Annotated in this window: 24 protein-coding genes and 1 pseudogene; 16 read left to right on the top strand and 9 right to left on the bottom strand. The window is 70.2% G+C overall.

Annotated features, from left to right (window positions below; translation table 11 throughout):
• Positions 1 to 184: 184 nt before the first annotated feature.
• From ACH492_RS09185 to ACH492_RS09170, 4 genes are all read left to right on the top strand, one after another.
• Positions 185 to 823 carry an AIM24 family protein gene (locus ACH492_RS09185; RefSeq protein ID WP_356226151.1) on the top strand — a complete coding sequence of 213 codons (639 nt, stop codon included), beginning with the start codon at positions 185 to 187 and terminating at the stop codon, positions 821 to 823.
• Positions 823 to 1,473: an AIM24 family protein gene (locus ACH492_RS09180; RefSeq protein WP_389178037.1), complete on the top strand. Its 651-nt coding sequence runs from the start codon at positions 823 to 825 to the stop codon at positions 1,471 to 1,473. Before ACH492_RS09185 ends, ACH492_RS09180 begins: the two co-directional genes overlap by 1 nt.
• The gene (locus ACH492_RS09175) at positions 1,470 to 2,252 is read left to right on the top strand and encodes an AIM24 family protein (RefSeq protein WP_398984379.1); all 783 of its coding nucleotides are present in this window, start codon (positions 1,470 to 1,472) and stop codon (positions 2,250 to 2,252) included. Before ACH492_RS09180 ends, ACH492_RS09175 begins: the two co-directional genes overlap by 4 nt.
• Positions 2,253 to 2,393: 141 nt before the next feature.
• Complete coding sequence (locus tag ACH492_RS09170; protein ID WP_398984378.1) at positions 2,394 to 2,870, top strand: MarR family winged helix-turn-helix transcriptional regulator; 477 nt, start codon at positions 2,394 to 2,396, stop codon at positions 2,868 to 2,870.
• 72 nt (positions 2,871 to 2,942) lie between these two features.
• Here ACH492_RS09170 and ACH492_RS09165 read toward each other — a convergent pair.
• From ACH492_RS09165 to ACH492_RS09155, 3 genes and pseudogenes are all read right to left on the bottom strand, one after another.
• Positions 2,943 to 3,668: pseudogene (locus ACH492_RS09165) on the bottom strand (sensor histidine kinase); the annotation flags it as partial.
• 191 nt (positions 3,669 to 3,859) lie between these two features.
• Positions 3,860 to 4,816, bottom strand: coding sequence for a methylmalonyl Co-A mutase-associated GTPase MeaB (gene meaB / locus ACH492_RS09160; RefSeq protein WP_398984376.1), 957 nt, complete (start codon positions 4,814 to 4,816; stop codon positions 3,860 to 3,862).
• 10 nt (positions 4,817 to 4,826) lie between these two features.
• A complete protein-coding gene (locus ACH492_RS09155) occupies positions 4,827 to 6,035 on the bottom strand; it encodes an acetyl-CoA C-acetyltransferase (RefSeq protein ID WP_398984374.1) in 1,209 nt (402 codons plus the stop codon).
• 146 nt (positions 6,036 to 6,181) lie between these two features.
• On the opposite strand from ACH492_RS09155, the gene mce reads away from it, so the two are divergent.
• The 7 genes from mce to ACH492_RS09120 all read left to right on the top strand — a co-directional run bounded on the left by mce (position 6,182) and on the right by ACH492_RS09120 (position 15,773).
• Positions 6,182 to 6,610, top strand: coding sequence for a methylmalonyl-CoA epimerase (mce, locus tag ACH492_RS09150; protein ID WP_398984373.1), 429 nt, complete (start codon positions 6,182 to 6,184; stop codon positions 6,608 to 6,610).
• A 167-nt stretch (positions 6,611 to 6,777) separates the two neighbouring features.
• Entirely contained in the window at positions 6,778 to 10,725 is a 3,948-nt protein-coding gene (gene scy, locus ACH492_RS09145; protein ID WP_398984371.1) for a polarized growth protein Scy, read from the top strand.
• A 114-nt stretch (positions 10,726 to 10,839) separates the two neighbouring features.
• On the top strand, positions 10,840 to 11,778 hold the full coding sequence (locus ACH492_RS09140; RefSeq protein WP_398984369.1) for a cellulose-binding protein: 939 nt from the start codon (positions 10,840 to 10,842) through the stop codon (positions 11,776 to 11,778).
• 100 nt (positions 11,779 to 11,878) lie between these two features.
• Positions 11,879 to 12,862, top strand: a complete 984-nt coding sequence (locus tag ACH492_RS09135) for an ABC transporter ATP-binding protein (RefSeq protein ID WP_398984367.1) — start codon at positions 11,879 to 11,881, stop codon at positions 12,860 to 12,862.
• A 3-nt stretch (positions 12,863 to 12,865) separates the two neighbouring features.
• Entirely contained in the window at positions 12,866 to 13,645 is a 780-nt protein-coding gene (locus tag ACH492_RS09130) for an ABC transporter permease subunit (RefSeq protein ID WP_398984365.1), read from the top strand.
• 146 nt (positions 13,646 to 13,791) lie between these two features.
• Positions 13,792 to 14,931 (top strand): ABC transporter ATP-binding protein, encoded by a 1,140-nt coding sequence (locus tag ACH492_RS09125; protein WP_398984363.1) that lies wholly within the window; start codon positions 13,792 to 13,794, stop codon positions 14,929 to 14,931.
• Positions 14,928 to 15,773: an ABC transporter permease subunit gene (locus ACH492_RS09120; protein WP_398984361.1), complete on the top strand. Its 846-nt coding sequence runs from the start codon at positions 14,928 to 14,930 to the stop codon at positions 15,771 to 15,773. Before ACH492_RS09125 ends, ACH492_RS09120 begins: the two co-directional genes overlap by 4 nt.
• Before the next feature lie 23 nt (positions 15,774 to 15,796).
• On the opposite strand, the gene ACH492_RS09115 is transcribed toward ACH492_RS09120, so the two are convergent.
• On the bottom strand, positions 15,797 to 16,129 hold the full coding sequence (locus tag ACH492_RS09115) for an ATP/GTP-binding protein (RefSeq protein ID WP_398984359.1): 333 nt from the start codon (positions 16,127 to 16,129) through the stop codon (positions 15,797 to 15,799).
• Positions 16,130 to 16,342: 213 nt separating this feature from the next.
• Between ACH492_RS09115 and ACH492_RS09110 the strand changes: the two genes are divergently transcribed.
• Positions 16,343 to 17,374, top strand: coding sequence for an LLM class flavin-dependent oxidoreductase (locus ACH492_RS09110; RefSeq protein WP_398984358.1), 1,032 nt, complete (start codon positions 16,343 to 16,345; stop codon positions 17,372 to 17,374).
• A 92-nt stretch (positions 17,375 to 17,466) separates the two neighbouring features.
• Here ACH492_RS09110 and ACH492_RS09105 read toward each other — a convergent pair whose 3' ends face one another.
• Positions 17,467 to 17,859, bottom strand: a complete 393-nt coding sequence (locus tag ACH492_RS09105; RefSeq protein WP_307661054.1) for an SCO5389 family protein — start codon at positions 17,857 to 17,859, stop codon at positions 17,467 to 17,469.
• A gap of 241 nt (positions 17,860 to 18,100) precedes the next feature.
• On the opposite strand from ACH492_RS09105, the gene nucS reads away from it, so the two are divergent.
• Positions 18,101 to 18,763, top strand: a complete 663-nt coding sequence (nucS, locus tag ACH492_RS09100) for an endonuclease NucS (protein ID WP_398984356.1) — start codon at positions 18,101 to 18,103, stop codon at positions 18,761 to 18,763.
• Positions 18,764 to 18,839: 76 nt separating this feature from the next.
• Here nucS and ACH492_RS09095 read toward each other — a convergent pair whose 3' ends face one another.
• The 3 genes from ACH492_RS09095 to ACH492_RS09085 form a co-directional block, all read right to left on the bottom strand.
• Positions 18,840 to 21,287 carry an ATP-binding protein gene (locus ACH492_RS09095; protein WP_398984354.1) on the bottom strand — a complete coding sequence of 816 codons (2,448 nt, stop codon included), beginning with the start codon at positions 21,285 to 21,287 and terminating at the stop codon, positions 18,840 to 18,842.
• Between the two features lie 156 nt (positions 21,288 to 21,443).
• Positions 21,444 to 21,767, bottom strand: coding sequence for an STAS domain-containing protein (locus tag ACH492_RS09090; protein WP_100109176.1), 324 nt, complete (start codon positions 21,765 to 21,767; stop codon positions 21,444 to 21,446).
• Positions 21,768 to 21,915: 148 nt separating this feature from the next.
• The gene (locus ACH492_RS09085; protein WP_398984352.1) at positions 21,916 to 22,764 is read right to left on the bottom strand and encodes a 3-hydroxyacyl-CoA dehydrogenase family protein; all 849 of its coding nucleotides are present in this window, start codon (positions 22,762 to 22,764) and stop codon (positions 21,916 to 21,918) included.
• 237 nt (positions 22,765 to 23,001) lie between these two features.
• Here ACH492_RS09085 and ACH492_RS09080 point away from each other — a divergent pair, with 237 nt between their 5' ends.
• Positions 23,002 to 23,574 carry a cob(I)yrinic acid a,c-diamide adenosyltransferase gene (locus ACH492_RS09080; protein WP_356226137.1) on the top strand — a complete coding sequence of 191 codons (573 nt, stop codon included), beginning with the start codon at positions 23,002 to 23,004 and terminating at the stop codon, positions 23,572 to 23,574.
• Here the strand turns inward: ACH492_RS09080 and ACH492_RS09075 are convergent.
• Entirely contained in the window at positions 23,571 to 24,137 is a 567-nt protein-coding gene (locus tag ACH492_RS09075) for a hypothetical protein (RefSeq protein ID WP_398984349.1), read from the bottom strand. The two genes, ACH492_RS09080 and ACH492_RS09075, sit on opposite strands and share 4 nt — an antisense overlap.
• Before the next feature lie 162 nt (positions 24,138 to 24,299).
• Between ACH492_RS09075 and ACH492_RS09070 the strand changes: the two genes are divergently transcribed.
• Both ACH492_RS09070 and ACH492_RS09065 read left to right on the top strand, forming a co-directional pair.
• Positions 24,300 to 25,496: a sensor histidine kinase gene (locus tag ACH492_RS09070; protein WP_398984347.1), complete on the top strand. Its 1,197-nt coding sequence runs from the start codon at positions 24,300 to 24,302 to the stop codon at positions 25,494 to 25,496.
• The gene (locus ACH492_RS09065; RefSeq protein ID WP_398984345.1) at positions 25,493 to 26,143 is read left to right on the top strand and encodes a response regulator; all 651 of its coding nucleotides are present in this window, start codon (positions 25,493 to 25,495) and stop codon (positions 26,141 to 26,143) included. The genes ACH492_RS09070 and ACH492_RS09065 overlap by 4 nt, the downstream gene beginning before the upstream one ends.
• Positions 26,144 to 26,300 lie beyond the last annotated feature (157 nt).

Below are 26,300 nucleotides of genomic sequence, written 5' to 3'. Positions count from 1 at the left end.
ACCTTCGGTGGGAGGAGGACTTATCTTGCAGGGGTTCTTGTGAACACATGCACAAGCGCCCGGTCCATTGTGGCAGCCCACTTCGCCGGGCGGGGTCCGGGGTGTCCAGGAAAGGCGCAGTGTCAGGGTCGGGATCCTCCTTGAGGACCTGTTCCGGGGCGGAACCACCAGCTAACGTCACTGCGTGGCAACGTTCCGACTCCAAGGCAGCAAGGTGCTCGCCGTCGACATGACCGGCGACGCCGTCAAAGCGAAAAACGGCTCGATGGTCGCCTACGACGGCCAGATGGCCTTCAAGAAGATGTCCGGCGGCGGTGAGGGCATCCGCGGGATGGTCACCCGCCGCATCACCGGCGAGCAGATGACCGTGATGGAGGTGAAGGGGCAGGGCACCTGCTACTTCGCCGATCGCGCGTCCGAGATCAATCTGGTGAACCTGCACGGCGACAAGCTCTATGTCGAGGCGAGCAATCTGCTCTGCACCGACGCCGGGCTGCGTACCGGGACGACCTTCACCGGGCTGCGCGGCGGGGCGAGCGGCAATGGCCTGTTCACCACCACCGTCGAGGGCACCGGCCAGGCAGCGATCATGTCTGACGGCGCTGCCGTGGTGCTGCGGGTGACGCCGCAATACCCGCTGTCCGTCGATCCCGGCGCGTACATCGCGCACCAGGGCAATCTGCGGCAGGACTTCCAGTCCGGCGTGACCTTCAGGACCATCCTGGGCGAGGGCGGCGGCGAGGCCTTCCAGATCCGCTTCGAGGGCGACGGACTCGTCTACGTACAGCCCAGCGAGCGCAACACCATCGGGGGCGACGTCTGATGCCGTTCCGCGAGATCAATTCCAAGATGGTCGAGGCGACGGTCGTGCCCGGCCAGAAGATGTTCAGCCAGCGCGGGGCGATGCTCGCGTACAAGGGCGAGGTTTCGTTCACGCCGAACATCCAGGGCGGCCAGGGTGGCCTTGCGTCGATGATCGGGCGGCGGGTGGCCAATGAGGCGACACCGCTGATGACGGTCGAGGGCAGCGGCACGGTGATGTTCGGCCACGGCGGCCATCACATCCAGGTGATCCAGCTGACCGGCGACACCCTGTACGTCGAGGCGGACCGGCTGCTCGCCTTCGACGGGACCTTGCAGCAGGGCACGATGTTCATGGGCTCGCAGGGCGGGGTCATGGGCATGGTGCGCGGTCAGGTGACCGGTCAGGGGCTCTTCACAACCACGCTCAAGGGCCATGGCGCGGTGGCGGTGATGGCGCACGGCGGTGTGATCGAGCTGCCGATCACACCGGGGCGTGCGGTCCATGTGGACCCGCAGGCGTACGTCGCGCACCACGGTGACGTACGCAACAAGCTCTCCACCGCGCTGGGTTGGCGCGACATGGTGGGGCGCGGCTCGGGCGAGGCCTTCCAGCTGGAGCTGAGCGGCAGTGGCGCGGTGTACGTACAGGCCTCGGAGGAGAAGCTGTGACCGGTCCTGTGGTCTTCGACCCGATGACACTGCCGAGCGACGAGAACGTCAATCCGTACACCTTCTGCGTGGAGCTCAAGGGCAGCCAGTGGTTCCTGCAGAAGGGGAAGATGATCGCCTACTACGGGCGCATCGACTTCAACGGCATCGGCCACGGCCGGCTCGACCGGCTGCTGCGCACGTCGTTCCACTCGCCGCTGCACGCGAGCGACTGGGTGGTGGCGGAGGGCAGCGGCAAGATGCTGCTCGCCGACCGCGCCTTCGATGTGAATTCGTACGACCTGGACGAGGGGAATCTGACGATCCGGTCCGGGAATCTGCTGGCGTACCAGCCGACCCTGGCACTGAAGCAGTCGATCGTGCCGGGCTTCCTGACGCTGATCGGCACGGGGAAGTTCGTGGCCGCGTCCAATGGTCCGGTGGTCTTCATGGAACCGCCGATCCGGGTGGATCCGCAGGCGCTGGTGGGCTGGGCGGACTGCCCCTCCCCGTGCCACCACTACGACCACAGCTATATGACGGGCGTGATGGGCGGTCTCCGGGCGATGACGGGGATCGGGGGGGCCTCGGGCGAGGAGCACCAGTTCGAGTTCGTCGGCGCCGGAACGGTGCTGCTGCAGTCGACCGAGGCGCTGATGGCGGAGACGGCGACGGGCGCGGTGCCGCACCAGGCGGGCGTCCCGGGTGGTCACGCGGGGGCCGGAGCCCCAGGCCAACACGGGGCGACGCCCCGTCTTCCCGGTCAGCTGGGGGACCTCCAGCGTCGCTTCGGCCTGTGAGCGGTAGTCTGCGGAGTGTGACGTCGAACGCCTGCACCTTTGTGCGCGGATCGCTTCTCGTGCGGCTTCTCGCGCACTGGGTGCCAGGCGTCACACCCCCCGACTTCGTCCGTCTTTCAACTTCTTAGGTAGATTCCATATATGGAGACCGAGACGGCCACCCGCTGGCTGACCGATGACGAGCAGTGCGCCTGGCGCACCCACCTGGACGTCAGCCGACTGCTGATGCACCAGCTCGAGAAGGACCTCCAGCCGTTCGGCCTGACCAACAACGACTACGAGATCCTGGTCAACCTCTCGGAGTCGGCAGAGCGGCGGCTGCGGATGAGCGACCTCGCCGCGGCAACGCTGCAGTCCAAGAGCCGGCTCTCCCACCAGATCACCCGCATGGAGAACGCAGGACTGGTCCGCAGAGAGAACTGCGAGTCGGACCGGCGCGGGCTGTACGCGGTGCTGACCGAGCAGGGCATGGAGACGATGCAGAAGGTCGCGCCGCATCATGTCGCGTCCGTACGCAAGCACTTCATCGACCTGCTGACGCCGGAGGCGCTGGCGGACCTGCGGGAGTCGCTGTCGCCGGTGGCCGAGCATCTGCGCGGGCAGCGCGGCAAGCAGTAGGCGGCGGCAGGAGGCCGGTCCGTCAGGCGGCGGGCACGCGCAGCCCGACGCGCCGCTCAGAGGCAGCTCACACGACTGTGGGGGTCGGAGTTCGAACAGCGCGCCGCCCTGCGGGCCCTGGCTCACAATGAGCGTGCCGCCGTGGCGCTCGGCCACGTCGGGCGATCGCCAGAACCGGCCCCGCACCGCCGTCATCCCGGGTGCGGGCGTCGTCGAGGCGTACGAAGCGCTCGAAGATCCGCTCCCGTTCCGGCTCCGGCACACCCGTGCCGTCGTCGGCGACCGCCAGCACCACGGTGTCGCCGTCCCCGCGCACCGATGCGGTGACCAAAGTACGGGCGTGGCGCTGCGCGTTGTCCAGCAGATTGCCCAGCACGCGCGCCAACTGGCCGCGCGAGCCCGTCACTTCGAGACCGTCCGCCGCGGTGACCGTCACCGGGATGCGGTCCCCGGATCGCTGTGAGGCCTCCTCGCGGACCAGTGCGGCAAGGTCGAGCCGGGACTGCCCCGGCCGCTCCCCCGCGTCGAGGCGGGCCAGCAGCAGATCGCCGGCGAGCTGCTGCAGTCGTACGGTGTCCGCCACCGCGCCCGGGCCGTCCAGCAACTCCGGGTGGGCCGCGCCCACTTCGAGCTGGGTCCGCAGTGAGGCGATGGGGCTGCGCAGCTCGTGCGAGGCGTCCGCGACGAAGCCTCGCTGCCGCTCCACCGACGCTTCGAGCGCGGCCAGCGTTCATTGGTCGTACGGGCCAGCCGCGCCACTTCGTCGCGCGAGCCGGGCTCCGGGACGCGCCGGGAGAGGAGGCTGTCCGGCACCGACGACGGCAAGGGCGCCGCGGACGACAGCAAGGACGGTCAGAAGGACTCCAAGGACGACAAGGGCTCCAAGGACGACCACGACGAGGGCTCCGACGACTGACCTGGGGCAGCCGCGAGGCCGGGGGCTCGCCCCCGGCCTCGCGGAAGCACCGGGGCCGGCGGACCCCGTCGCCTCAGCCCTCCGTCAGGCCCGCCACCAGCTCGTCCGCAGCCGTGTACGGATCCAGCTCCCCCGCCACTATCCGCTCCGCCAGCGACCCCAGCCTCCGGTCCCCGTGCAGGTCCCCGATCCGCTCCCGCAACGCCGTCACAGCGATCGTCTCCACCTCGCCCGCCGCGCGGCGGGCGCGACGGTCGGGGAGCACGCCGTGCTCCTCCATCCACGCGCGGTGCTTCTCCAGCGCCTCGACGACCTCGTCGATGCCCTCGCCCCGTGCCGCGACCGTCTTGACGATCGGCGGGCGCCAGTCGCCAGGGCCGCGGGACTCGCCCAAGCCCAGCATGTGGTTCAGCTCGCGGGCCGTCGCGTCCGCCCCGTCCCGGTCCGCCTTGTTGACGACGTACACATCGCCGATCTCGAGGATGCCCGCCTTCGCCGCCTGGATGCCGTCGCCCATCCCGGGAGCGAGAAGGACGACCGACGTGTCCGCCTGGGCCGCGATCTCGACCTCGGACTGGCCGACGCCCACCGTCTCCACCAGGATCACGTCGCAGCCGGCCGCGTCCAGAACGCGGATCGCCTGCGGCGCGGCCCAGGCGAGGCCGCCCAGATGCCCGCGCGTGGCCATCGAGCGGATGTAGACGCCCGGGTCGGAGGCGTGCTCCGACATCCGGACCCGGTCGCCGAGCAGCGCTCCGCCCGAGAAGGGCGAGGACGGGTCGACGGCCAGGACGCCGACCCGCTTCCCGGCCCGCCGGTACGCCGTCACCAGCGCCGATGTGGATGTCGACTTGCCGACACCCGGCGAGCCGGTCAGGCCGATCACGTAAGCCCCGCCGGTCAGCGGAGCCAGCGCCGCCATCACCTCGCGCAGCTGCGGGGACGCCCCCTCGACGAGTGAGATCAGCCGGGCCACGGCCCGTGGCCGGCCCTCCCTCGCCTGGGCAACCAGCTGGGGGACGTCCACCATGTGAGTGCTCCTACTTGCCGTTGCCCGGGACACGCACGATCAGCGCGTCGCCCTGCCCGCCGCCACCGCACAGCGCCGCCGCACCCACGCCGCCGCCGCGCCGCTTCAGCTCCAGCGCCAGGTGGAGCACCACCCGCGCGCCGGACATGCCGATCGGGTGTCCGAGTGCGATCGCGCCGCCGTTTACATTCACCTTTTCCGGGGACACCCCGAGGTCCTTCATTGACTGCACCAGGACCGAGCCGAACGCCTCGTTGATCTCGATGAGGTCGAGGTCCTCGACGCCGATGCCCTCCTTGCCGATCGCATTGCGGATCGCGTTCGACGGCTGCGACTGCAGGGAGTTGTCCGGACCCGCCACATTGCCGTGGGCGCCGATCTCCGCGATCCACTGAAGGCCGAGCTCCTCCGCCTTCGCCTTGCTCATCACCACGACCGCCGCCGCGCCGTCCGAGATCGGCGACGACGAACCCGCCGTGATCGTGCCGTCCTTGGCGAACGAGGGTCGCAGCTTGCCGAGCGTGTCGGCCGTGGTCTCGGGGCGGATGCCCTCGTCCTTGGTGCAGACGACCGGCTCGCCCTTGCGCTGCGGGACCTCGACCGGTGTGATCTCGGCCTCGAAGATGCCGTTCTTCTGAGCGGCCGCGGCCCGCTGGTGCGAGAGCGCCGCGATCTCGTCCTGCTCGCGTCGGCCGATGCCGAGGCGCTTGTTGTGATTCTCGGTGGACTCGCCCATGGCGATGCCCTCGAAGGAGTCGGTGAGGCCGTCGTACGCCATCGAGTCGAGCATCTCGATCGCGCCGTACTTGACCCCTTCGCGTGACTTCGGCAGCAGATGCGGCGCGTTGGTCATGGACTCCTGGCCGCCTGCGACGATCACGTCGAACTCACCGGCACGGATCAGCTGGTCGGCCAGCGCGATGGCGTCCAGCCCGGAGAGACAGACTTTGTTGACGGTGAGCGCGGGCACGCCCATCGGGATGCCCGCCTTGACCGCGGCCTGGCGCGCCGGGATCTGCCCTGCCCCGGCCTGCAGCACCTGGCCCATGATCACGTACTGCACCTGGTCACCGCCGATGCCCGCCCGGTCCAGCGCCGCCTTGATGGCGAAGCCGCCGAGATCAGCGCCGGAGAAGGTTTTGAGCGAGCCGAGCAGGCGTCCCATGGGCGTACGGGCGCCCGCGACGATCACTGAGGTGTTACCGGTCGTTCCTGACATGAGGCACGATCCCCTTCCAGCGCGAAGCTGAGGAGTGAACGAGGGTTTACCTCAAATGTACTGAGCGGTACGTGCTGCGGTCACCGGGCAGCCAGTGTGATCGCGCGCACGTTGCGTAACCACGGCCAGGGCGCTGCACTGGGGGAATGCTGACGCGAATCGACCACATCGGGATCGCCTGCTTCGACCTCGACAAGACTGTCGAGTTCTACCGGGCCACATACGGCTTCGAGGTGTTCCACACCGAGGTCAACGAGGAGCAGGGCGTACGTGAAGCCATGCTCAAGATCAATGAGACGTCCGACGGCGGCGCCTCCTACCTCCAGCTCCTGGAGCCGACCCGCGAGGACTCCGCGGTCGGAAAGTGGCTGGCCAAGAATGGCGAGGGGGTCCACCACATCGCCTTCGGCACCGCGGACGTGGACGGTGACGCACAGGCGATCCGGGACAAGGGTGTGCGCGTTCTCTACGACGAGCCACGTATCGGCTCCATGGGCTCCCGTATTACCTTTCTCCACCCCAAGGACTGCCACGGCGTTCTCACCGAACTCGTCACCTCTGCAACGGAGCACTGACCTCCGGATTCCCGGCCCGGTAGAGTGGGCGATTCCGGGCCGGGGCCGGGTCGGGGCCGCGCCGCGTCCCCTCCGTTGGATCTGTCACCATTCCCCGGGGGACCGTTCGCCGGCGAACGGTGCTCGTACGGAGAAAGTTGCGACCAGGGGACGGATGGGACCGCGCAGTGCGGGGCTACGAACGCCAGGAGAGCCACCGAGCTGACGACGACCACCTCTCGCGGTTCGAAGCCGAGATGGACCGGCTGAAGACCGAGCGAGAGAAGGCCGTCCAGCACGCCGAGGACCTCGGTTACCAGGTCGAGGTCTTGCGCGCCAAGCTCCACGAGGCGCGCCGCAACCTCGCCTCCCGTCCTGCCTACGACAGCGCCGACATCGGCTACCAGGCCGAACAGCTGCTCCGTAACGCCCAGATCCAGGCCGACCAGCTGCGCTCCGACGCCGAGCGCGAGCTGCGTGAGGTCCGCGCACAGACCCAGCGCATCCTCCAGGAGCACGCCGAGCACCAGGCCCGCCTCCAGGCCGAGCTGCACTCCGAGGCGGTCCAGCGCCGCCAGCGCCTGGACCAGGAGCTGGCCGAGCGCCGCCAGACGGTCGAGACGCACGTCAACGAGAACGTCGCCTGGGCCGAGCAACTGCGTGCCCGCACCGAGGCACAGGCCCGCCGGCTCCTCGACGAGTCCCGCGCCGAGGCCGAGCAGTCCCTGGCCGCCGCCCGCGCGGAGGCCGCCAGGGTCGCCGAAGAGGCCCGTCAGCGGCTCGGCTCCGAGGCGGAGTCCGCCCGGGCCGGGGCCGAGGCGATCCTGCTGCGCGCCCGCAAGGACGCCGAACGCCTGCTGAACGCCGCCTCCAACCAGGCGGAGGAGGCCACCAGCCACGCCGAGCAGCTGCGCTCCTCCACCACCGCAGAGTCGGACCAGGCCCGACAGCAGGCCGCCGAGTTGAGCCGCACCGCCGAGCAGCGGATCCAGGAGGCCGAGGAGAAGCTGCGCGAGGCCCGCGCGGAGTCCGAGAAGCTCCTGACCGAGGCCAAGGAGTCGGCGGCCAAGCAGCTGGCGTCCGCCGAGTCGGTCAATGAACAGCGCACCCGTACCGCCAAGGCGGAGATCGCCCGGCTGGTCAGCGAGGCCACCAAGGAGTCCGAGGCGCTCAAGGCGGAGGCCGAGCAGGCGGTCGCCGACGCCCGGGCCGAGGCCGAGAAGCTGGTCGCGGCCGCGGGGGAGAAGGCCCGTACGGTCGCCGCGGAGGACTCCGCGGCGCAGCTCGCCAAGGCGGCCCGTACCGCCGAGGAGGTCCTGACCAAGGCCTCCGACGACGCCCAGGCCACCACGCGCGCGGCGAGCGAGGAGGCCGAGCGGATCCGCCGCGAGGCGGAGGCGGAGGCGGACCGGCTGCGCGGCGAGGCCGCCGAGCAGGCCGATCAGCTCAAGGGCGCGGCCAAGGACGACACCAAGGAGTACCGCGCCAAGACCGTCGAGCTGCAGGAGGAGGCGCGCCGGCTGCGCGGCGAGGCCGAGCAGCTGCGCGCCGAGGCGGTCGCCGAGGGTGAGCGGATCCGCGGCGAGGCCCGCCGGGAGGCCGTCCAGCAGATCGAGGAGGCGGCCAGTACCGCCGAGGAGCTGCTCACGAAGGCGCGGGCCGACGCCGACGAGATGCGCGCCACGGCGAGCAGCGACAGCGAGCGGGTCCGCACCGAGGCGATCGAGCGAGCCACCACCCTGCGCAAGCAGGCCGAGGAGACCCTGGAGCGCACCCGCGCCGAGGCCGAGCGGCTGCGCGCGGATGCCGAGGAGCAGGCGGAGAGCGTCAAGTCCGCGGCCGAGCGGGCTGCGGCCGTACTGCGCGAGGAGGCCGAGCGCGGCATCACGGCACGCCAGGCCGAGGCCGCCGAGGAGCTGACCCGGCTGCACACCGAGGCCGAGTCCCGCCTCGCCGCCGCCGAGCAGAACCTCGCCGACTCCCGCGGCGAGGCCGAGCGGATCCGCCGCGAGGCCGCCGAGGAGACCGAGCGGCAGCGCGCCGAGGCCGCCGAGCGGATCCGTACGCTCCAGGCGCAGGCCGAGCACGAGGCCGAGCGACTGCGTAGCGAGGCGGCGTCGGACGCGGCGACCACCCGCGCCGAGGCGGAGAACGTCGCGGTGCGGCTGCGCAGCGACGCGGCCAACGAGGCGGAGCGGCTCAAGAACGAGGCGCAGGACAGCGCCGACCGGCTGCGCGCGGAAGCGGCGGCCGCCGCCGAACGCGTGGGCACCGAGGCCGCCGAGGCGCTGGCCGCCGCGCAGGAGGAGGCGAACCGCCGCCGCCGGGAGGCCGAGGAGATCCTCGACTCCGCGCGTGGCGAGGCGGATCAGGAACGCGAGCTGGCCCGCGAGCAGAGCGAGGAGCTGCTGGCCTCCGCCCGCAAGCGGGTCGAGGAGGCGCAGACCGAGGCACAGCGGCTGGTCGAGGAGGCCGACCGCCGCGCCACCGAAATGGTTTCCGCCGCCGAGCAGACCGCCCAGCAGGTACGGGACTCGGTCAATGGCCTCCAGGAGCAGGCCGAGCAGGAGATCGCCGGGCTGCGCTCGGCCGCCGAGCACGCTGCCGACCGCACCAGGACCGAGGCGCAGGAAGAGGCGGACCGGGTCCGCGCCGACGCGTATGCCGAGCGGGAGCGGGCGGCGGAGGACGCGAGCCGGCTGCGGGCCAGGGCCCAGGAGGAGACCGACGCGGCCAATGCGCTCGCGGAGCGGACCGTCGGGGAGGCGATCACCGAGTCGGACCGGCTGCGCGCCGACACCGCCGAGTACGCGCAGCGGATGCGTACGGAAGCGACGGACGCGCTCGCCTCCGCCGAGCAGGACGCTTCGCGCGCCCGTGCCGAGGCCCGCGAGGACGCCAACCGTATCCGCTCGGACGCCGCCTCCCAGGCCGACCGGCTGATCGGCGAGGCGTCGAGCGAGAGCGAGCGGCTGCGCAGGGAGGCGGCCGAGGCGCTGTCCGGCGCCGAGCAGGTCAAGGCGGAGGCCGAGGCCGAGGCCGAGCGGCTGCACGCCGCGATCCGCGCGGACGGCGAGCAGATCCTGGACGAGGCGCGCCAGGCCGCCGACAAGCGCCGTGCCGATGCCGCGGCCCAGGCCGACCAGCTGATCTCCGAGGCGAGCGGCGAGGCCGAGAGGCTGCGCGCCGAGGCGGCGGAGATGGTGGGCTCTGCCCAGCAGGCCGCCGAGCGCATCAAGTCCGAGGCCCAGAATGTCAAGGCGGACGCGGAAGCGGCGGCCGAGCAGATGCTTGCGAGGGCCCGCGAAGAGGCCGACCGTGCGCTCGACGAGGCGCGCGAGGCGGCGGCCAAGCGTCGTGCGGACGCCGCCGAGCAGGCCGACCAGCTCATCAACAAGGCCCAGGAGGAGGCGCTGCGCGCGGCCACCGAGGCCGAGGAGCAGGCCGACACCATGGTCGGCGCGGCCCGCAACGAGGCCGAGCGGCTGGTCTCCGAGGCGACCGTGGAGGGCAACTCCCTGGTGGAGAAGGCCCGCACGGACGCGGACGAGCTGCTGGTCGGCGCGCGCCGGGACGCCACCGCCATAAGGGAGCGCGGCGAGGAGCTGCGTACCCGTGTCGAAGGCGAGATCGAGGAGCTGCACGAGCGCGCCCGCCGGGAGACGGCCGAGCAGATGAAGACGGCCGGCGAGCGCGTCGATCATCTGGTGAAGACCGCCGAGGAACAGCGGGCAGAGGCCGAGGCGAAGGCCAAGGAGCTGGTGTCCGATGCCAATTCGGAGGCCAGTAAGGTCCGCATCGCCGCGGTGCGCAAGGCGGAGGGGCTCCTCAAGGAGGCCGAGCAGAAGAAGGCCGAGCTGGTCCGCGAGGCCGAGCGGGTCAAGGCGGAGGCCGAGGCCGAGGCCGAGCGGCTGGTCACCGAGGGCCGGCGCGAGCTCGATGTGCTCGTGCGCCGGCGCGAGGACATTCAGGCGGAGATTTCCCGTGTCCAGGACGTGCTTGAAGCGTTGGAGTCATTCGAGGCTCCGTCAGGGGGCACCAAGGCTGCATCCACCAGCGGCTCCGCCGCAGGTGCCGTCAGAGCGGGCGCGACAGCAGGGGTTACACGTTCGAGTGGCAAGTCGTCCGACGGCTAGCCACTCAAAAGGCTGGACATTCTCCAGATCAAACGGTCATCCGCTCGATGACACGCCGCTTCGGCCCCTAGGATTCCCCCTATCACCTCACCGGTCTCATTCGACAGGAACCCCATGAGCGACACTTCCTCCCCCTTCGGCTTCGAGCTCGTGCGGCGTGGTTACGACCGCGGTCAGGTGGACGACCGCATTACCAAACTCGTCGCCGACCGTGATAGTGCTCTGGCCCGAATCACCTCTCTGGAAAAGCGCATCGAGGAACTCCACCTCGAGACGCAGAACGCCCAGGCCCAGGTCAGCGACGCGGAGCCGTCGTACGCCGGTCTCGGTGCACGCGTCGAGAAGATCCTCCGCCTCGCCGAGGAGGAGGCGAAGGACCTGCGCGAGGAGGCCCGTCGCGCGGCCGAGCAGCACCGTGAGCTCGCCGAGTCCGCCGCCCAGCAGGTGCGCAACGACGCCGAGTCGTTCGCGGCCGAGCGCAAGGCGAAGGCCGAGGACGAGGGCGTCCGTATCGTCGAGAAGGCGAAGGGCGAAGCCTCTACGCTGCGCAGCGAGGCACAGAAGGACGCGCAGTCCAAGCGCGAGGAGGCCGACGCGCTCTTCGAGGAGACCCGCGCCAAGGCCGCCCAGGCCGCCGCGGACTTCGAGACGAACCTCGCCAAGCGCCGCGAGCAGTCCGAGCGGGACCTGGCTTCGCGTCAGGCGAAGGCGGAGAAGCGCCTGGCGGAGATCGAGCACCGCGCCGAGCAGCTGCGCCTGGAGGCCGAAAAGCTGCGTACGGACGCGGAGCGCCGGGCCCGTCAGACGGTGGAGACCGCGCAGCGCCAGGCCGAGGACATCGTGGCTGACGCGAACGCCAAGGCCGACCGGATCCGCAGTGAATCGGAGCGCGAGCTGGCGGCGCTCACCAACCGTCGCGACTCGATCAACGCGCAGCTGACCAACGTCCGCGAGATGCTGGCCACGCTGACCGGTGCGGCGGTGGCCGCGGCCGGTACCCCCGCCGACGACGAGCCGATCTCCCGCGGCGTCCCGGCTCAGCAGACCCGCTGAGTATGTCCCCTTTCGCGGGGTCCGTCGCGTAAGTCAAGAATGCGTCAAGCCCCCTGTCACTCCAGTGGCGGGGGGCTTTGCGCGCACTTAGCGTGGCCGCATGATCGAGCTCGAGGGCCTGACGAAGCGCTTCGGCACCACCACCGCGGTCGACCATCTCTCGTTTCAGGTCAGGCCGGGTGTGGTGACCGGCTTCCTCGGCCCCAACGGCGCGGGCAAGTCCACGACGATGCGGATGATGCTCGATCTCGACAACCCGACCAGCGGAACGGTGCGGATCGACGGCAAGCACTACCGCGATCTCGAGGAGCCACTGAAGTACATCGGCGCGCTGCTGGACGCGAAGGCGATGCACGGCGGGCGGAGCGCGTACAACAACCTGCTCTGTCTCGCCCAGTCGAACCGCATCCCCGCCTCGCGGGTCGCCGAGGTCCTGGACGTCGTCGGGCTGACGGCGGTGGCGAGGAGGAAGCCCAAGGGCTTCTCGCTCGGTATGGGACAGCGGCTGGGCATCGCGTCGGCTCTGCTGGGCGATCCGGAGATCCTGATGTTCGACGAGCCGGTCAACGGTCTTGATCCCGAAGGAATTCACTGGATCCGCAATTTGATGAAGACTCTTGCATCGGAAGGACGCACGATCTTCGTCTCCTCGCATCTGATGAGTGAAATGGCGCTCACCGCCGACCACTTGATCGTTATCGGACAGGGGCGGCTTCTGGCCGATACCTCGATGGCCGATTTCATCCACGAGAACTCCCGGAGTTATGTACGGCTGCGCTCCCCGCAGCCGGAGCGCCTGCGCGATGTGCTGCACGAATCGGGCTTCACGGCGGTCGAGTCGGGCAACGGAACGCTGGAGATCGACGGCGCCACCACCGAGGCGATCGGTGAGCTGGCCGCCCGGCACCAGCTCGTCCTGCATGAACTGAGCGCGCAGCGCGCCTCGCTGGAGGAGGCGTTCATGCAGATGACGGCGGGAGCGGTGGAGTACCACGCGCATTCGACGGGTGAGGCGGCGCCGCCGTCGGCACCCCCACCGGGTCCCCAGTGGGGCCAGAGCTACCAGAGCAGCAAGGGAGCCTGACCCATGGCCTCGGTACCCGCTGTTCTCCAGTCCGAGTGGACCAAGATCCGTACCGTTTCCTCGACCACCTGGACGCTGGTGAGCGCGTTGGTCGTCACCGTCGCGATGGGCGCGGCGCTCAGCGCGCTGCTGAAGTCGACGTTCGACGATCTGTCGCCTCAGGAGCAGCTCACCTTCGACCCGACCCTCATCAGCTTCTCCGGGATGATCCTGGGTCAGCTGGCGATGGTGGTCTTCGGGGTGCTGGTGGTGGGCACGGAGTACAGCTCGGGCATGATCCGTACCTCGCTCGCCGCCGTACCCCAGCGCGCCACCTTCATCTTCAGCAAGATCGCGGTGGCCACGGTGCTGGCGCTGGTCGTCGGGATGGCGACCAGCCTTCTCGCCTTCTTCCTCGGCCAGGCACTGCTGGGCGAGCACCGTACGACGATCGGCGCGGACAACGTCCTGCGCGCGGTGGTCGGCGGCGGCCTGTACATGGGCCTGATTGCGCTGTTCTCGATGGGCGTGGCGACGATGCTGCGCAGCTCGACGCTCTCGCTCGGCATCCTGATGCCGTTCTTCTTCCTGGTCTCGCAGATCCTCGTGTCCGTACCGAAGGCGAAGACGGTCGCGCGCTACTTCCCCGACCAGGCAGGATCCAAGATCATGCAGGTGGTTCCGGACGCGATGGGCGGCGACAAGGCGCCGTACGGGCCGTGGGGCGGGCTCGGGATCATGGTGATCTGGGTGGCGGTGGCGTTGCTCGGCGGCTATCTGGTGCTCAAGAAGCGCGACGCCTAGAGGGCGGCGGCGACTCGGCGCGGCCGAAACCGTAGCGTTACGGCTTGGCCGGAACCGTCAAGGCCCGGATATCCTCCTAACTCTTACGGGGGCGTACGGCCGGACGGCCTGGGCCCCGACGACCCGAATGTCGATGGGGCTGGAGAATGATCGAGGCAGTCGGCCTGACGAAGCGCTATGGCGCGAAGACGGCCGTGTACAACCTTTCCTTCCAGGTACGGCCCGGCGCCGTCACCGGGTTCCTCGGCCCCAACGGCGCCGGCAAGTCGACGACGATGCGGATGATCCTCGGGCTCGACCAGGCGACCGAGGGTCATGTGACCATCGGCGGCCGCCCCTTCCGGCAGCTGCCGAACGCGCCCCGGCAGGTCGGTGCCCTGCTCGACGCCAAGGCGGTGCACGGTGGCCGCAGCGCGCGCAATCACCTGCTTTCGCTGGCGCAGCTCTCCGGTATCCCGGCCCGCCGGGTCGACGAGGTGCTCGGTGTCGTCGGGCTTCAGGAAGTCGCCAAGAAGCGCTCCAAGGGCTTCTCGCTCGGTATGGGGCAGCGGCTCGGTATCGCGGCGGCGCTCCTCGGCGACCCGCAGGTGCTGCTCTTCGACGAGCCGGTCAACGGCCTGGACCCGGAAGGCATCCTCTGGGTCCGCAATCTGATGAAGCAGCTTGCCGCCGAAGGCCGTACGGTCTTCGTCTCCTCGCACCTGATGAGCGAAATGGCGCTCACCGCCGACCACTTGATCGTGATCGGCCGTGGCCAGCTGCTCTCGGACATGAGTGTCAAGGACTTCATCTCGCACAACTCCGCGGACTTCGCCCGGGTGCGTACGCCGCAGACCGAGCCGCAGCAGCGCGAGAAGCTGTCCGCCGCGCTCACCGAGGCCGGCGGTCAGGTCATGCCGGAGCCGGACGGCGCACTGCGGGTCACCGGGCTGCCGCTGCCGCAGATCAGCGATCTGGCGCACTCCGCCGACGTCCGGCTGTGGGAGCTGTCGCCGCACCAGGCCTCGCTGGAGGAGGCCTACATGCGGATGACACAGGGCGCGGTCGACTACCGCTCGACCGCCGACCAGAAGTCGGGCCTGATGCAGCAGCCGCCGATGGGCTACCTCCCGCCGCAGCAGCAGATCCCCGAGGTGCCGCAGCAGGGCTGGTACGCCCCGCCGCCGCCCCAGCCCGGCCAGAACCCGTACGCCGGCGCGGCTCCTGTCGCGCCCGCCGGCGCTCCGCCCGTTCCCCCGGCCTCCGCCGGCCCCGCCGACCTGACCAAGCCCGAGGACGCCCGATGACCACCCCCTACCAGCAGCAAGCGCCCTACCAGCAGCAGGGCGCGCCCGGCACCGTGTACTCCTCGCCGATCCCGGTGCGCGACGCCCACCTCGGCGACGCCCTCGCCTCCGAGTGGACCAAGATCCGTTCCGTACGCTCCACGATGTGGACGCTCGGCGTCATGATCGTGCTGATGGTCGGCATCGGCGCGCTCTCCGCGGTCGCCGTCTCCGCCGCGGACGCCGATCTCCAGGATCAGTCGGTCCTCTCCCTCGGCTTCTTCGGCGTACTGCTCGGCTCCATCTGCGTGATCACGCTGGGCGTGCTGACCATCGCCTCCGAGTACGGCACGGGGATGATCAGGACCACGCTGACCGCCTGCCCCAGCCGCGCCCGCGTGCTGACCGCCAAGGCGATCGTCTTCTTCCTGCTCGTCTTCATCCTCACCACGGTGATCACCGCGATCGTGGGCGCCCTGCAGACCGCGATCGTGGACCAGGGCTCGTCCACCGGCGAAGACTGGTTCCGCGCGACGATCGGCATCGCCCTCTACGTCGCGACCCTCGGCCTGCTCTCGCTCGCCGTCGGCACCCTGATCCGCCACTCGGCGGGCGCGATCACGGTCATGATCGGCGTCGTGCTGCTGCCGCTGGTGCTGGCCATGTTCATGTTCTCGGAGTCGCTGCGGGATCTGCAGCAGGCGCTTTTCGAGTACTCGATCCCCAACCAGATCGGCGTGCTGTACGACACCGCCGTCACCGAGTCGGGTCCGGCCGGCTGGGACCCGCTGTGGATCATGCTGGGCGTGACGGCGGCGGCACTGGCCGGCGCGTACGCCTCGCTCAAGGCGCGCGACGTCTAAAGGCACGCGAGGCTCCTGAAGCCTCAGTACTTCGGCGCGTTACGGGACCGCTGCACCCGCGTGGTGCGGCGGTCCTTCGCGTTCCAGCACGCCTTGTGCCAGTGCCGCCGTTCATCGATGCCACCGCCGTGCTCCGGCCAGGCCACCACATGCGGGACGCCCGAGGGGATCTCCTGGTCGCAGCCGGGGCAGCGGTACCGCTTGCCGGCGGCACTTGCGCCGGCGACATGGCGGACCAACCACTCCTCACCCTGCCAGGACTCGCTCCGGCCGAAGCCGCCGTACCTGTCGCCCGGCTCGCCGGGCTGCTCGGTGGGCTTCTCGCCGCCTCGGGGGCGGTTGCGGCGCGGGGACACGTGACACCTCACGGGGCAAGTCCGGACAGTTCTCATCCAGCCTACGGGCCGCAGTCCGGGGTACACGTACCGCACAGCGTGAGACCGTGGCACCCATAGGGGCCAGTTACCGGAAAATCGCAACAACTTCACGAATGGCCGTGCCTTTGGCACGTGTCAGACGTTGTTGCCGGTAGGGGGAGTGACGCGTCGGCCGCAAGGAGGCAATAGGCGATGCGCGTGGGAACTTTCGTACTGGCGGCCCAATTCCCGGGCCAGGGGCAGGGGGAGGCGCTGCACCGTGCGGTGCGGTCCGCCGAGGTCGCGGAGGAGTCCGGGCTGGATTCGGTCTGGCTCGCCGAGCACCATTTTGTACCGTACGGCGTGTGCCCGTCGGCCGTGACACTCGCCGCGCTGCTGCTCGGCCGCACCCGGCGGCTCCGGGTGGGCACAGCCGTGAGCGTGCTGCCGAACGCCCATCCCGTCTCGCTGGGTGAGCAGACGGCGCTGCTGCATCTCACAAGCGGAGGGCGGTTCTCCCTCGGCGTGGGGCGGGGCGGCCCCTGGGTCGATCTGGAGGTCTTCGGCACGGGCCTCGATGCGTACGAGAAGGACTTTCCGGAGTCCCTGGACCTGTTGCTGCGCTGGCTGCGCGAACCCCGCGTCGCCACCCGGGGCGAACGGTTCACCTTCCGTGAAGTCCCTGTCGTGCCAAGGCCGGACGAGCTGATCGGCGGTCCCCCCGAGGGCCCCGAGGTGATCGTCGCGTGTACGTCCCCGACGAGCGTGAAGCTCGCCGCCGAGCGCGGGCTGCCGATGCTGCTCGGGATGCACTGCGACGACGAGGAGAAGGCGGAGATGGTCGCCCGGTGGCGTACGGACGCGCTCGCCGCGGGCCGCCCGCCCGAGGAGGTCGCGCACGCCGGGCATGTGTCGGCCGGCGTGGCCCAGATCGCGGAACGCAGGGCCGATGCCTCCGAGACGCTGCTGAAGGCGATGCCGGGCTGGCTCAAGCGGGGCCTGGACGCCCATGTGACGGTCGACGGGCGGCGCCGCGCGATGCGGGACCCCGTGGCGTACACAGAACTGCTCTGCGAGATGCACCCGGTGGGCCCGCCGCGGCTCGCCGCGGACCGCATCGCGGCCACCGCGGAACGTACCGGCATCACACGCTTCGCGCTGCTCGCCGAGGGCTCGGGCGATCTCGCGGCCACCGAGGAGAATGTGCGGCGCCTCGGCACAGAGGTCCTGCCGCTGCTGAGTTGAGCCCCCGATCGTTGCGACCCGGGCCGTACCGGAGGTGCTGCCGCTCCGACACCAGTTGCACCTCCCGCGGTGTGGAGCGGCAGCAAAAGACTTCAGCAGTCGCGCAGTTCGGGCGACTGGTTGAGCAACTGGGCTCGCACGGAAGTAAAGCGGGCGAGCCGCTCATCCACCGAAGAGTCCAGCGGGAACACCGCGACGCGGTGGCAGTTCTGGAATGCCAGACGCACCCCGAAGTGCCGCTGGAGCGCCCCGCGAATCGCGTCACTCGCGAGCGCGCGCAGCAGCTGACCACGTGCCTGCTCGTCCGGCGGAGGCGTCTGGTTGTCGGCGAAGTCCCCGCCGTCCACCTTCAGCTGAGCCACCAGAGAACTGATCATCTCCCATGCGAAGGGCAGGGAGGTCCGGACGCAGTCGACGAAGGCATCTTCGTCGACCTCGCCTCGCTCGGCCTGTTCCAACAGCGCCGGTGAGACGTCGAGCGACATGGGTTCTCCTCTCGCGACCCCGGTGAACGGGGTCTTACGGGCAGGGAAGGAGGATGACGGGCGACGACGGCATACGAACGACGCATGACGACTCAGAGTGCACGACCGACGACCTCCTGCTTCCACGTTAAGTGCGCTGTCCGGAGCGCACCAGGAGATTGGGAACACAACCGGCCAATTACGAACGGGGCTTCCGGGGCGAATCGCGCGCAGCGGTGTGTGTCGAGTAGCGTTGCCGACCATGCGTCTTGTCATCGCCCGCTGCTCCGTCGACTACGCGGGCCGGCTCACCGCCCACCTGCCCTCCGCTCCCCGTCTGATCCTGGTCAAGGCAGACGGCAGCGTCTCCATCCACGCGGACGACAGGGCGTACAAACCACTGAACTGGATGTCTCCTCCCTGCACACTCAAAGAGGGTGACGACAGCGTCTGGACCGTCATCAACAAAGCGGGCGAGAAACTGATCATCACGATGGAGGAAATCCTCCACGACTCCTCGCACGAACTGGGCGTGGACCCCGGCCTGATCAAGGACGGCGTGGAGGCGCACCTCCAGGAGCTGCTCGCCGACCGCATCGAGACGCTGGGCGAGGGATACAGCCTGATCCGGCGCGAATACCCCACGGCCATCGGCCCGGTGGACATCCTGTGCCGGGACTCCGACGGCGCGACGGTGGCCGTGGAGATCAAGCGGCGCGGTGAGATCGACGGGGTCGAGCAGCTCACGCGCTATCTGGAGCTGCTGAACCGCGACCCCCATCTGGCGCCGGTGAAGGGCCTGTTCGCGGCGCAGGAGATCAAACCGCAGGCGCGTGTGCTGGCGACGGACCGCGGGATCGGGTGTGTGGTGCTGGACTACGACGCGCTGCGGGGCATCGAGGACGACAAGCTCAGGCTGTTCTGAGAACAGTACTGATACGGGTACGGAGACGGCCCCGGGCGGCGATGCCGCTCGGGGCCGTACTGCGTTCTCGTGGCCGTCAGATGACGGGCGAGCTGCTGGAGCTCGCGGAGGACGCGGGGGCGCTGCTGGTTGTGATAGGAGCGCTGGCGGAGGTTGACCCTTCGGGCGCGGTCGACGCCGACGGTGACGGGCTGGTCGACGTGGGCGGCGGCGTGGTGGGCGGCGGCGTAGAGGGCGGAGTCGTCGGAGGCTTCGTCGGCGGGGTCGTCGGCGGTTTGGTCACCGGATTCGTCGGGGGCCTGCCTGACGACGTCGGCTTGCTGCCCGGCTTCGACGAACTCGGCGACGGCTCACCCCCCGGCTTCGACGATTCACTCGCCGATGAGCTGGAGCCCGGCGTCACCGCCCCCGTCGGGTCCGCGGGGCCGCCCGGCCGACGGGTCGAGCCGTAGGTCGGCTCGTCCGCGTCCAGGCCGTTGTCCGCGTCGTCCTCGTTCGCGGACTGACCGTTCCTGACCTTGCCGCCGGGCGGGTCCTGCTGGTCCGAGGTCGCTCCGAGCGTCACCACCGTGCCGAGCACCGCGGCCAGCAGCGCGCCCGCGCCCGCGGCGACCAGGTTGCGGCGTGCGCCACCGATGATGGAGAGGGGGCCGCGCAGCTTCGCGCCGCCCGCGGGCGACTTCGGCCGCGCCACCAGCGTGGCGGGCTCATCCTGCGGCTTCGACTTCCCCGAGGCCCCCAGCGGCAGCACGGCGGCCGCTACGCCTCCGGGCGGCGACGCCGACACCTCGTAGCGCGCGGCCGGCACCTCCTCGCCCGCCGGGGTGCGTCCGCCGAGTACGAGGCCGCCCGCGCGGTCCGCGACGAGTGCCAGCGCCCTGCGTCCCGCGACGGTGCCGCGCTTGTCGGCGAGCGCCCCGCGCATGCCGATCGAGGCCTCCAGCTCGGCGCGCGCACGCTCCAGGCTGCCGGTGCAGAGCGCCAGTACGCCCAACTCATGGTGGAAATACGCCTCTTCGGCCACTTCACCCGATATCCGGGCCGCTTCGGAGCCGATCCGCAGGGCCCGCTCCCAGGCGCTCCAGTGCAGCCCCGCTGCGAAGGCGGGTGCGGCGCTGCGGGCCAGCAGTACGGCCGCGCTGGGGTGTCCGGCCTCCTGCCCCGGAACCAGCGCGGTCAGCGCGGCGAGGACGGCGTCCGCCTCGGCCACCGCCCGCTCGGGGGTGACGGAGGGATGTCCGGCCCACCAGGCGTAGTGCTGGGCGGCGGTGTGGGCGTGAGCGGCCGCGTCGTCGGCGTAACCCTTCTCCGTCAGCTGCGCGATCACGCCGGCCGCCAGCCGGTAGCGGGGGCCGACCGGGGAGAGCAGCCCGCAGTTCATCAGCTCGCCGAGCGCGGCGTCCGCGTGCGTGTCACCGACGAGGGCCGGCAGATGCGCCTGGTGCGGGACTTCACCGCCGAGCGCGACGGCGAAGCGCAGGGTGTCGCGGGCGGACTCGCTGAGCCGGGAGGCGAGCAGCGCCGCCGGCGCGGCCCCCTCGCCCAGCGTCGGCAGCGGGACCTCGACACCGTCGACCGCGTCGAAAACGCCGAACCCGTCGGAGTCCTCCGGGTCGGGACGCCGGCTGTCGGCCTGCCGCAGCAGCGCGCCTGCCTGTACGAAGCGCAGCGGCAGGCCCTCGGACTCGAACCAGAGGTCACCCGCCCAGTTCGCCTCGTCCTCGGTGAGCGGCCGCTCCACGGTGCGCTGCAGCAGTTCCAGCGAGGCGCTGCGGCCGAGGCCCGCGAGGAAGACCTCTTCGAGGTGCGAGTCGGCGGCGGGCGCCGCGATGTCGGGTGTGGCGGCGACCAGGAAGGCGCACTCGGGCGCGGCGTCCAGCAGCTCGCCGAGGGCAGCGCCGCCGAACTCCAGGTCGTCGAGTACGACGATCGCGCCGATGTCCCTCACATGCTCGAGCAGCCCCGCCCGGTCGGGCCGGTGCCGCGGCGCGCTGTGGACGACGGCGAAGAGCTCGTACAGCAGCTCGGTGGGGGTGCGGTGGTAGCCGCTGAGGCGTACGACTCCGTCGGGTGCGAGGTTCGCGCAGTCTTCGGCGACGATGTCGAGCAGGGTGCTGCGCCCGGATCCCGCGGGTCCTGTGAGCCGCACCGAGCGACCGCGGCCCAGCAGCCGTACCAGCCGCTCGCGCTCCTCGTCGCGCTCGAGCAGCGGGAGCCGCGGCGCGGGCGGGCCCGCCGGCACGGGCGGCTGCGCAGCGCGCTGCCGCTCGGTGCGCTCCTCGGCGCTGTACCGGGCAGGCCGCGCGGGCTGTTCTCCCTCATGGCCATCGACCTGGGAGGGGCCGCCGGGCGGGCAGGGCTCTATCTCGCTGCCGTCGACGGGGTTGACCGTGAGCAGGAAGTCGCCCGCGACGAGCTCGACGGTACGGGCGAGCGCCGGCGTGGACTGTCCGAAGTCGGGCGTGCCTGCGTCGCGCGGGGGCCGCGCCTGTCCCGCGCCCTCGCCGAAGCTGTCGTTGTCCATGGTCCAAGCCCCCCAGGATGCTCTGTGCCTGTCACACGGGTCCGTCAATTCGGCAGGCGACCGAACCCTAGACGTTCGCTCAGTATCTACGAACGGCCGGGGTGCCACCCCGCCCGTGACGTCACAGTCTCGTGAGGATTGCGAGCGTCGTACGGTTCAGACCCGAGGGAGCGATTCGGCCGCGAGGCCGCCTTCGATGGCGAGAATGCGGTGCAGCCGGGTGGCGACGAGCAGTCTCTGCATCTGTGGCGGCACACCGCGCAGCACCAGCCGGCGACCGCACCGGCCGGCCCGCCGGTGCGCGCCCATGATGACCCCGAGCCCGGTGGCATCCCAGGAATCGAGGTCGGTCAGGTCGAGCACGAGGTCGCCGACTCCGTCGTCGACTGCCGAGTGCAGGACCGTACGGGCGTCCGCCGCGCTGCGGACGTCGAGGCGGCCCCCGACGACCAGCTCGGCGTGGTCGCCCCTGATGTGCATATGCGCTCCCCGTGAGTGCTTCAGTGCCCTGTGTCTGTCTCTTCTGTCTTGCAACAACTGACTGCCGCGTGGGCGAGGAAGTTGCCGTCTGTAAGCGAACCGATACCGAATTCACCCCAGAGGGTGATACCAAACCGGTCAATGACGGTCAGTGCTTGTAGAAGCCCTGCCCGCTCTTGCGACCGATGTCACCCGCGTCCACCATCCGGCGCATCAGCTCCGGCGGCGCGAACTTCTCGTCCTGGGACTCGGTGTAGATGTTGCTCGTGGCATGCAGCAGGATGTCCACGCCCGTCAGGTCGGCGGTGGCGAGCGGCCCCATGGCGTGGCCGAAGCCCAGCTTGCAGGCGATGTCGATGTCCTCGGCGGACGCTACGCCCGATTCGTAGAGCTTGGCGGCCTCGACGACCAGCGCCGAAATGAGGCGGGTGGTGACAAAACCGGCGACATCGCGGTTGACGACGATGCAGGTCTTGCCGACGGACTCGGCGAACTCCCGCGTGGTGGCGAGGGTTTCGTCGCTCGTCTTGTAGCCGCGTACCAGCTCGCACAGCTGCATCATCGGGACGGGCGAGAAGAAGTGCGCACCGACGACGCGGTCCGGACGCTCCGTCGCCGCCGCGATCTTCGTGATCGGGATGGCGGAGGTGTTGGAGGCGAGGACTGCGTCGTCCCGTACGAGCTTGTCGAGCGTACGGAAGATCTCGTGCTTGACCTCGAGCTTCTCGAAGACCGCCTCGACGACGATGTCCGCGTCGGCGGCGGCGTCCAGGTCGGTGGTGGTGGTGATGCGCGCCAATGCCGCCTCGGCATCGGCCGCTTCGAGCTTGCCCTTGGAGACGAACTTGTCGTATGAGGCCTTGATGCCGTCCGTGCCGCGGGTCAGCGCCGCGTCGGTGACATCGCGCAGCACGACTTCCCAGCCCGCCTGGGCCGAGACCTGCGCGATACCGGACCCCATGAGTCCGGCCCCGATGACGGCGAGCTTCCTGGCCACTGCGGCACCCCTTAACACCTGTTTACATTTCGCCTCTCCGGCGGAGGTTAGCGCTCGTGAGCGACCGTGTGGCGGTGAAGAGATGCGCGTCACGTCTCAGATGACGGACATCACACCAGCACGGCCCATCAAGGGTCACATACCGCCTACTTGAGCACCTTCTCCCCCACCTCGCGCGCCGATCACCCCGCGCTCCCTGATCCGGCCTGATCGACGGACAGAACCTAGGCTGGGTGCATGGTCAATCTGACGCGCATCTACACCCGCACCGGCGACCAGGGCACGACAGCCCTCGGCGACATGAGCCGCACGGCCAAGACCGATCTGCGGATCGCGGCGTACGCCGATGCCAATGAGGCCAATGCCGTCATCGGCACGGCCATCGCCCTCGGGCAGCTCCCGCAGGAGGTCGTGAAGGTCCTCGTCCGCGTCCAGAACGACCTGTTCGACGTGGGTGCGGACCTCGCCACCCCGGTCGTCGAGAACCCGGAGTATCCGCCGCTGCGGGTCGAGCAGTTCTACATCGACAAGCTGGAGGCGGACTGTGACCGCTTCAACGAGGAGCTGGAGAAGCTCCGCAGCTTCATCCTGCCCGGCGGTACACCGGGCGCGGCGCTGCTGCACCAGTCCTGCACGGTCGTACGGCGCGCGGAGCGCTCGACGTGGGCGGCGCTCGAGGTGCACGGGGAGATCATGAATCCGCTCACCGCGACGTATCTCAACCGCCTCTCCGACCTCCTGTTCATCCTGGCCCGTACGGCCAACAAGGAGGTCGGAGACGTGCTCTGGGTGCCGGGCGGCGAGCGCTAACGCTCAGTGCGCACGGGCTCGCGCTTGGACTTCGGGGCCTGTTTCGGGAAGAGCGTGTAGCTCCCCGCGATGATCACGTTGATGCCGATGACGAAGAGCATCGTCTCCTGCCAGCTGCGCAGCGAGCCGATGTCGCCGTCGCCGCCGACGTACCAGATCGCGGCCTGCAGCAGGCCCATGGCGATCACCGCGGCGGTGATCCAGCGGATGGCCGTCTTCCACTCGTGGACCGTGCGGGCCGCGCCGTATTTCGGCGGCTTGACAGGCCGCGGGCCGCCCGCGAAGCGGTGCGCGAACTTCGCGTCGACCCACTTGATCGTGTGGTGTCCCAGCGCCACGGTGAAGCCGATGTAGACGGCGGCGAGCCCGTGCTTCCAGTCCGGCTCTGCGCCGTTCTTGACGTCGATCGCCGTCACGGCCAGCAGGATGACCTCCAGCAGCGGCTCGCAGAGCAGGACGGCCGCCCCGAGACGCGGCATCTTCGCCAGGTAGCGCAAGGCCAGTCCGGCGACCAGCAGCACCCAGAAGCCGACCTCGCAGATCACGATCAGCGTGACGATCACAGCACTCTCCCTTCGTTCTGGATTCCAGCCTCCCGTCCGCTCGGCCGCCGATCGTCGTCGCCAGTGACGAAGTGGCACTGCATCCTTCGATGTAGCCGGATGTGGCGGGCCTTCACCCTGGACGTGGAGGCCCGCGCGCCGCCCGCCGTGTTTGATGGGTCCGTGACCGCTTTCCCGCGCCCGCACCGCGACGACCTGCTCATCGCCGTGGCCGGATTTCTCGGCGGCCTGCTGCTGTGGTCGCTGGGGCTGGACACCCATAGCGACCAGGGCTTCGAACCGCGCTCGCTCGCGCTGGTGCCGCTGGCCGTGATGAGCGGAGCGGAGCTGCTGCGCCGGACGATGCCGAACACCTCGCTGGCGCTCGGCTGTCTGACGATGCTGGCCGACCAGTTCACCGTCGGGAATGTCGCCACCATCGCGATGTTCACGGATCTGGTCTACGCGGCCGTTCTGTACGGCACACCCGCGGCCGCACGCCGTATCCCCGCCGTGTCCATGGTGGCCACCGCAGCCGTCACGGTCACCGCACTGGTCATCTACCAGGATGCGCAGGCCATTCTGCCCGGCCTCCTCTTCGCCGTACTGACGGTGGTCCCGGCCTGGACCGGCGTGTGCGTACGCACCCATCGCGACGCCGCCGAAGCCGCCCAGCTGCGCGCCGAGCAGACCGCGCTGCTCGCCGAGGTCGACCGCACCCAGGCGGTCACCGCCGAGCGCGCCCGGATGGCCCGAGAGCTGCACGACCTGGTCGCGGGACATCTCTCGGCGATCGCGATCCACTCCACGGCCGCGCTCTCCCTCGACGACCCGAGGACCTCCCGCGAGGCGCTCGGCGTCATCCGCGAGAACAGCGTCGACGGGCTCGCCGAGATGCGCCGGCTGATCGGGCTGCTGCGGGACAGCGGGGGCGACGCGGAGCCCGCGGCCGCGCCGACACTCGCCGGTGTCGACGCGCTCCTCGATCAGTCACGGACGAACGGCGCCGCCAGCGGCCTGGAATGCACGCTCGACGACACCCGCGAGGCGGGCCTGGCGCTGCCCGCGCCGGTCGAGCTCGCTGCGTACCGCATCATCCAGGAGTCGCTGACCAACGCCCTCAAGCACGCGTCGCCGGGCCGGATCACGGTGGCCCTGGCGCAGGACGAGCGGACGCTGACGGTACGGATCACCAGCCCGTACGGCGACCGGCGCGGGCCGCGCGCCCCTGGCTCGGGGGCCGGTCTGGTCGGCATGCGCGAGCGCGTGGCGCTGCTGGACGGGCAGTTCGAGTCGGGACCGGTGACCGATGGCGGCGGCCGCAAGATCTGGCAGGTACGGGTGGAGCTGCCCGTCGAGGAAGGGAACGGGAAGGCATGACGATCCGGGTACTGGTCGCGGAGGACCAGAGTGCCGTACGCGCGGGTCTGGTCCTCATTCTGGGCAGCGCGCCGGACATCGAGGTGGCCGGCGAGGCGGCGGACGGCGAGGAAGCCGTGCGGCTGGCCCGCGAGCTGCGCCCGGACCTGGTGCTGATGGATGTTCAGATGCCGCGGCTCGACGGGGTGTCGGCGACCGGGCAGGTCGCCGCCGAACAGCTTGCCGACGTACTCGTACTGACCACGTTCGATCTGGACGAGTACGTCTTCGGGGCGCTGCGGGCGGGGGCCGCGGGCTTCCTGCTGAAGAACACCGACGCCAAGGATCTGCTGGAGGCGGTGCGCACGGTGGCGCGCGGCGAGGGGCTGATCGCGCCTGCTGTGACCCGTCGGCTGATCGCGGAGTTCGCTGCGCCGTCTCCCCCGCGGTCCCCGGACGCGCCCGACTCCGCGATCCTCGATGTGCTGACCCGGCGCGAGCGCGAGGTGCTGTCGTGTCTCGGCAAGGGCATGTCGAACGCAGAGATCGCGGGACACCTCGACATGGCGGAGGCGACGGTGAAGACCCATGTGAGCCGGCTGCTGGGCAAGCTGGAGATGCGCAGCCGGGTCCAAGCGGCGGTTCTGGCACAGGAGTTGGGCATCTAGCTCCCCTCCCCTTCCCCACCTCTCACGCCTTTGGTCTGGACCTATTGACGATTGGTCCAGACCTTCCTAGTCTCACCGCAAACACACGCTGCGGTGAGCCACGCAGGGTGCGCAGTGCACGGACCACCCCGATCGTCCGGACCTCCTCGAGGAGTAC

Source organism: Streptomyces sp. NPDC019443 (assembly GCF_044389785.1).
Lineage (GTDB): Bacteria > Actinomycetota > Actinomycetes > Streptomycetales > Streptomycetaceae > Streptomyces.
Note: the sequence above shows the minus strand (reverse complement) of the source record. Positions and strands in the feature narration are given on the sequence as shown.

Bases quoted from the DNA above. Each gene is read 5' to 3' on its own strand.
- ACH492_RS09180 (WP_389178037.1), top strand. From the start codon at position 823: ATGCCGTTCCGCGAGATCAATTCCAAGATGGTCGAGGCGACGGTCGTG.
- ACH492_RS09170 (WP_398984378.1), top strand. From the start codon at position 2,394: ATGGAGACCGAGACGGCCACCCGCTGGCTGACCGATGACGAGCAGTGC.
- meaB (WP_398984376.1), bottom strand. From the start codon at position 4,816: ATGGTGGACGTCCCCCAGCTGGTTGCCCAGGCGAGGGAGGGCCGGCCA.
- ACH492_RS09155 (WP_398984374.1), bottom strand. From the start codon at position 6,035: ATGTCAGGAACGACCGGTAACACCTCAGTGATCGTCGCGGGCGCCCGT.
- mce (WP_398984373.1), top strand. From the start codon at position 6,182: ATGCTGACGCGAATCGACCACATCGGGATCGCCTGCTTCGACCTCGAC.
- ACH492_RS09140 (WP_398984369.1), top strand. From the start codon at position 10,840: ATGAGCGACACTTCCTCCCCCTTCGGCTTCGAGCTCGTGCGGCGTGGT.
- ACH492_RS09135 (WP_398984367.1), top strand. From the start codon at position 11,879: ATGATCGAGCTCGAGGGCCTGACGAAGCGCTTCGGCACCACCACCGCG.
- ACH492_RS09130 (WP_398984365.1), top strand. From the start codon at position 12,866: ATGGCCTCGGTACCCGCTGTTCTCCAGTCCGAGTGGACCAAGATCCGT.
- ACH492_RS09125 (WP_398984363.1), top strand. From the start codon at position 13,792: ATGATCGAGGCAGTCGGCCTGACGAAGCGCTATGGCGCGAAGACGGCC.
- ACH492_RS09120 (WP_398984361.1), top strand. From the start codon at position 14,928: ATGACCACCCCCTACCAGCAGCAAGCGCCCTACCAGCAGCAGGGCGCG.
- ACH492_RS09110 (WP_398984358.1), top strand. From the start codon at position 16,343: ATGCGCGTGGGAACTTTCGTACTGGCGGCCCAATTCCCGGGCCAGGGG.
- ACH492_RS09105 (WP_307661054.1), bottom strand. From the start codon at position 17,859: ATGTCGCTCGACGTCTCACCGGCGCTGTTGGAACAGGCCGAGCGAGGC.
- nucS (WP_398984356.1), top strand. From the start codon at position 18,101: ATGCGTCTTGTCATCGCCCGCTGCTCCGTCGACTACGCGGGCCGGCTC.
- ACH492_RS09095 (WP_398984354.1), bottom strand. From the start codon at position 21,287: ATGGACAACGACAGCTTCGGCGAGGGCGCGGGACAGGCGCGGCCCCCG.
- ACH492_RS09090 (WP_100109176.1), bottom strand. From the start codon at position 21,767: ATGCACATCAGGGGCGACCACGCCGAGCTGGTCGTCGGGGGCCGCCTC.
- ACH492_RS09080 (WP_356226137.1), top strand. From the start codon at position 23,002: ATGGTCAATCTGACGCGCATCTACACCCGCACCGGCGACCAGGGCACG.
- ACH492_RS09065 (WP_398984345.1), top strand. From the start codon at position 25,493: ATGACGATCCGGGTACTGGTCGCGGAGGACCAGAGTGCCGTACGCGCG.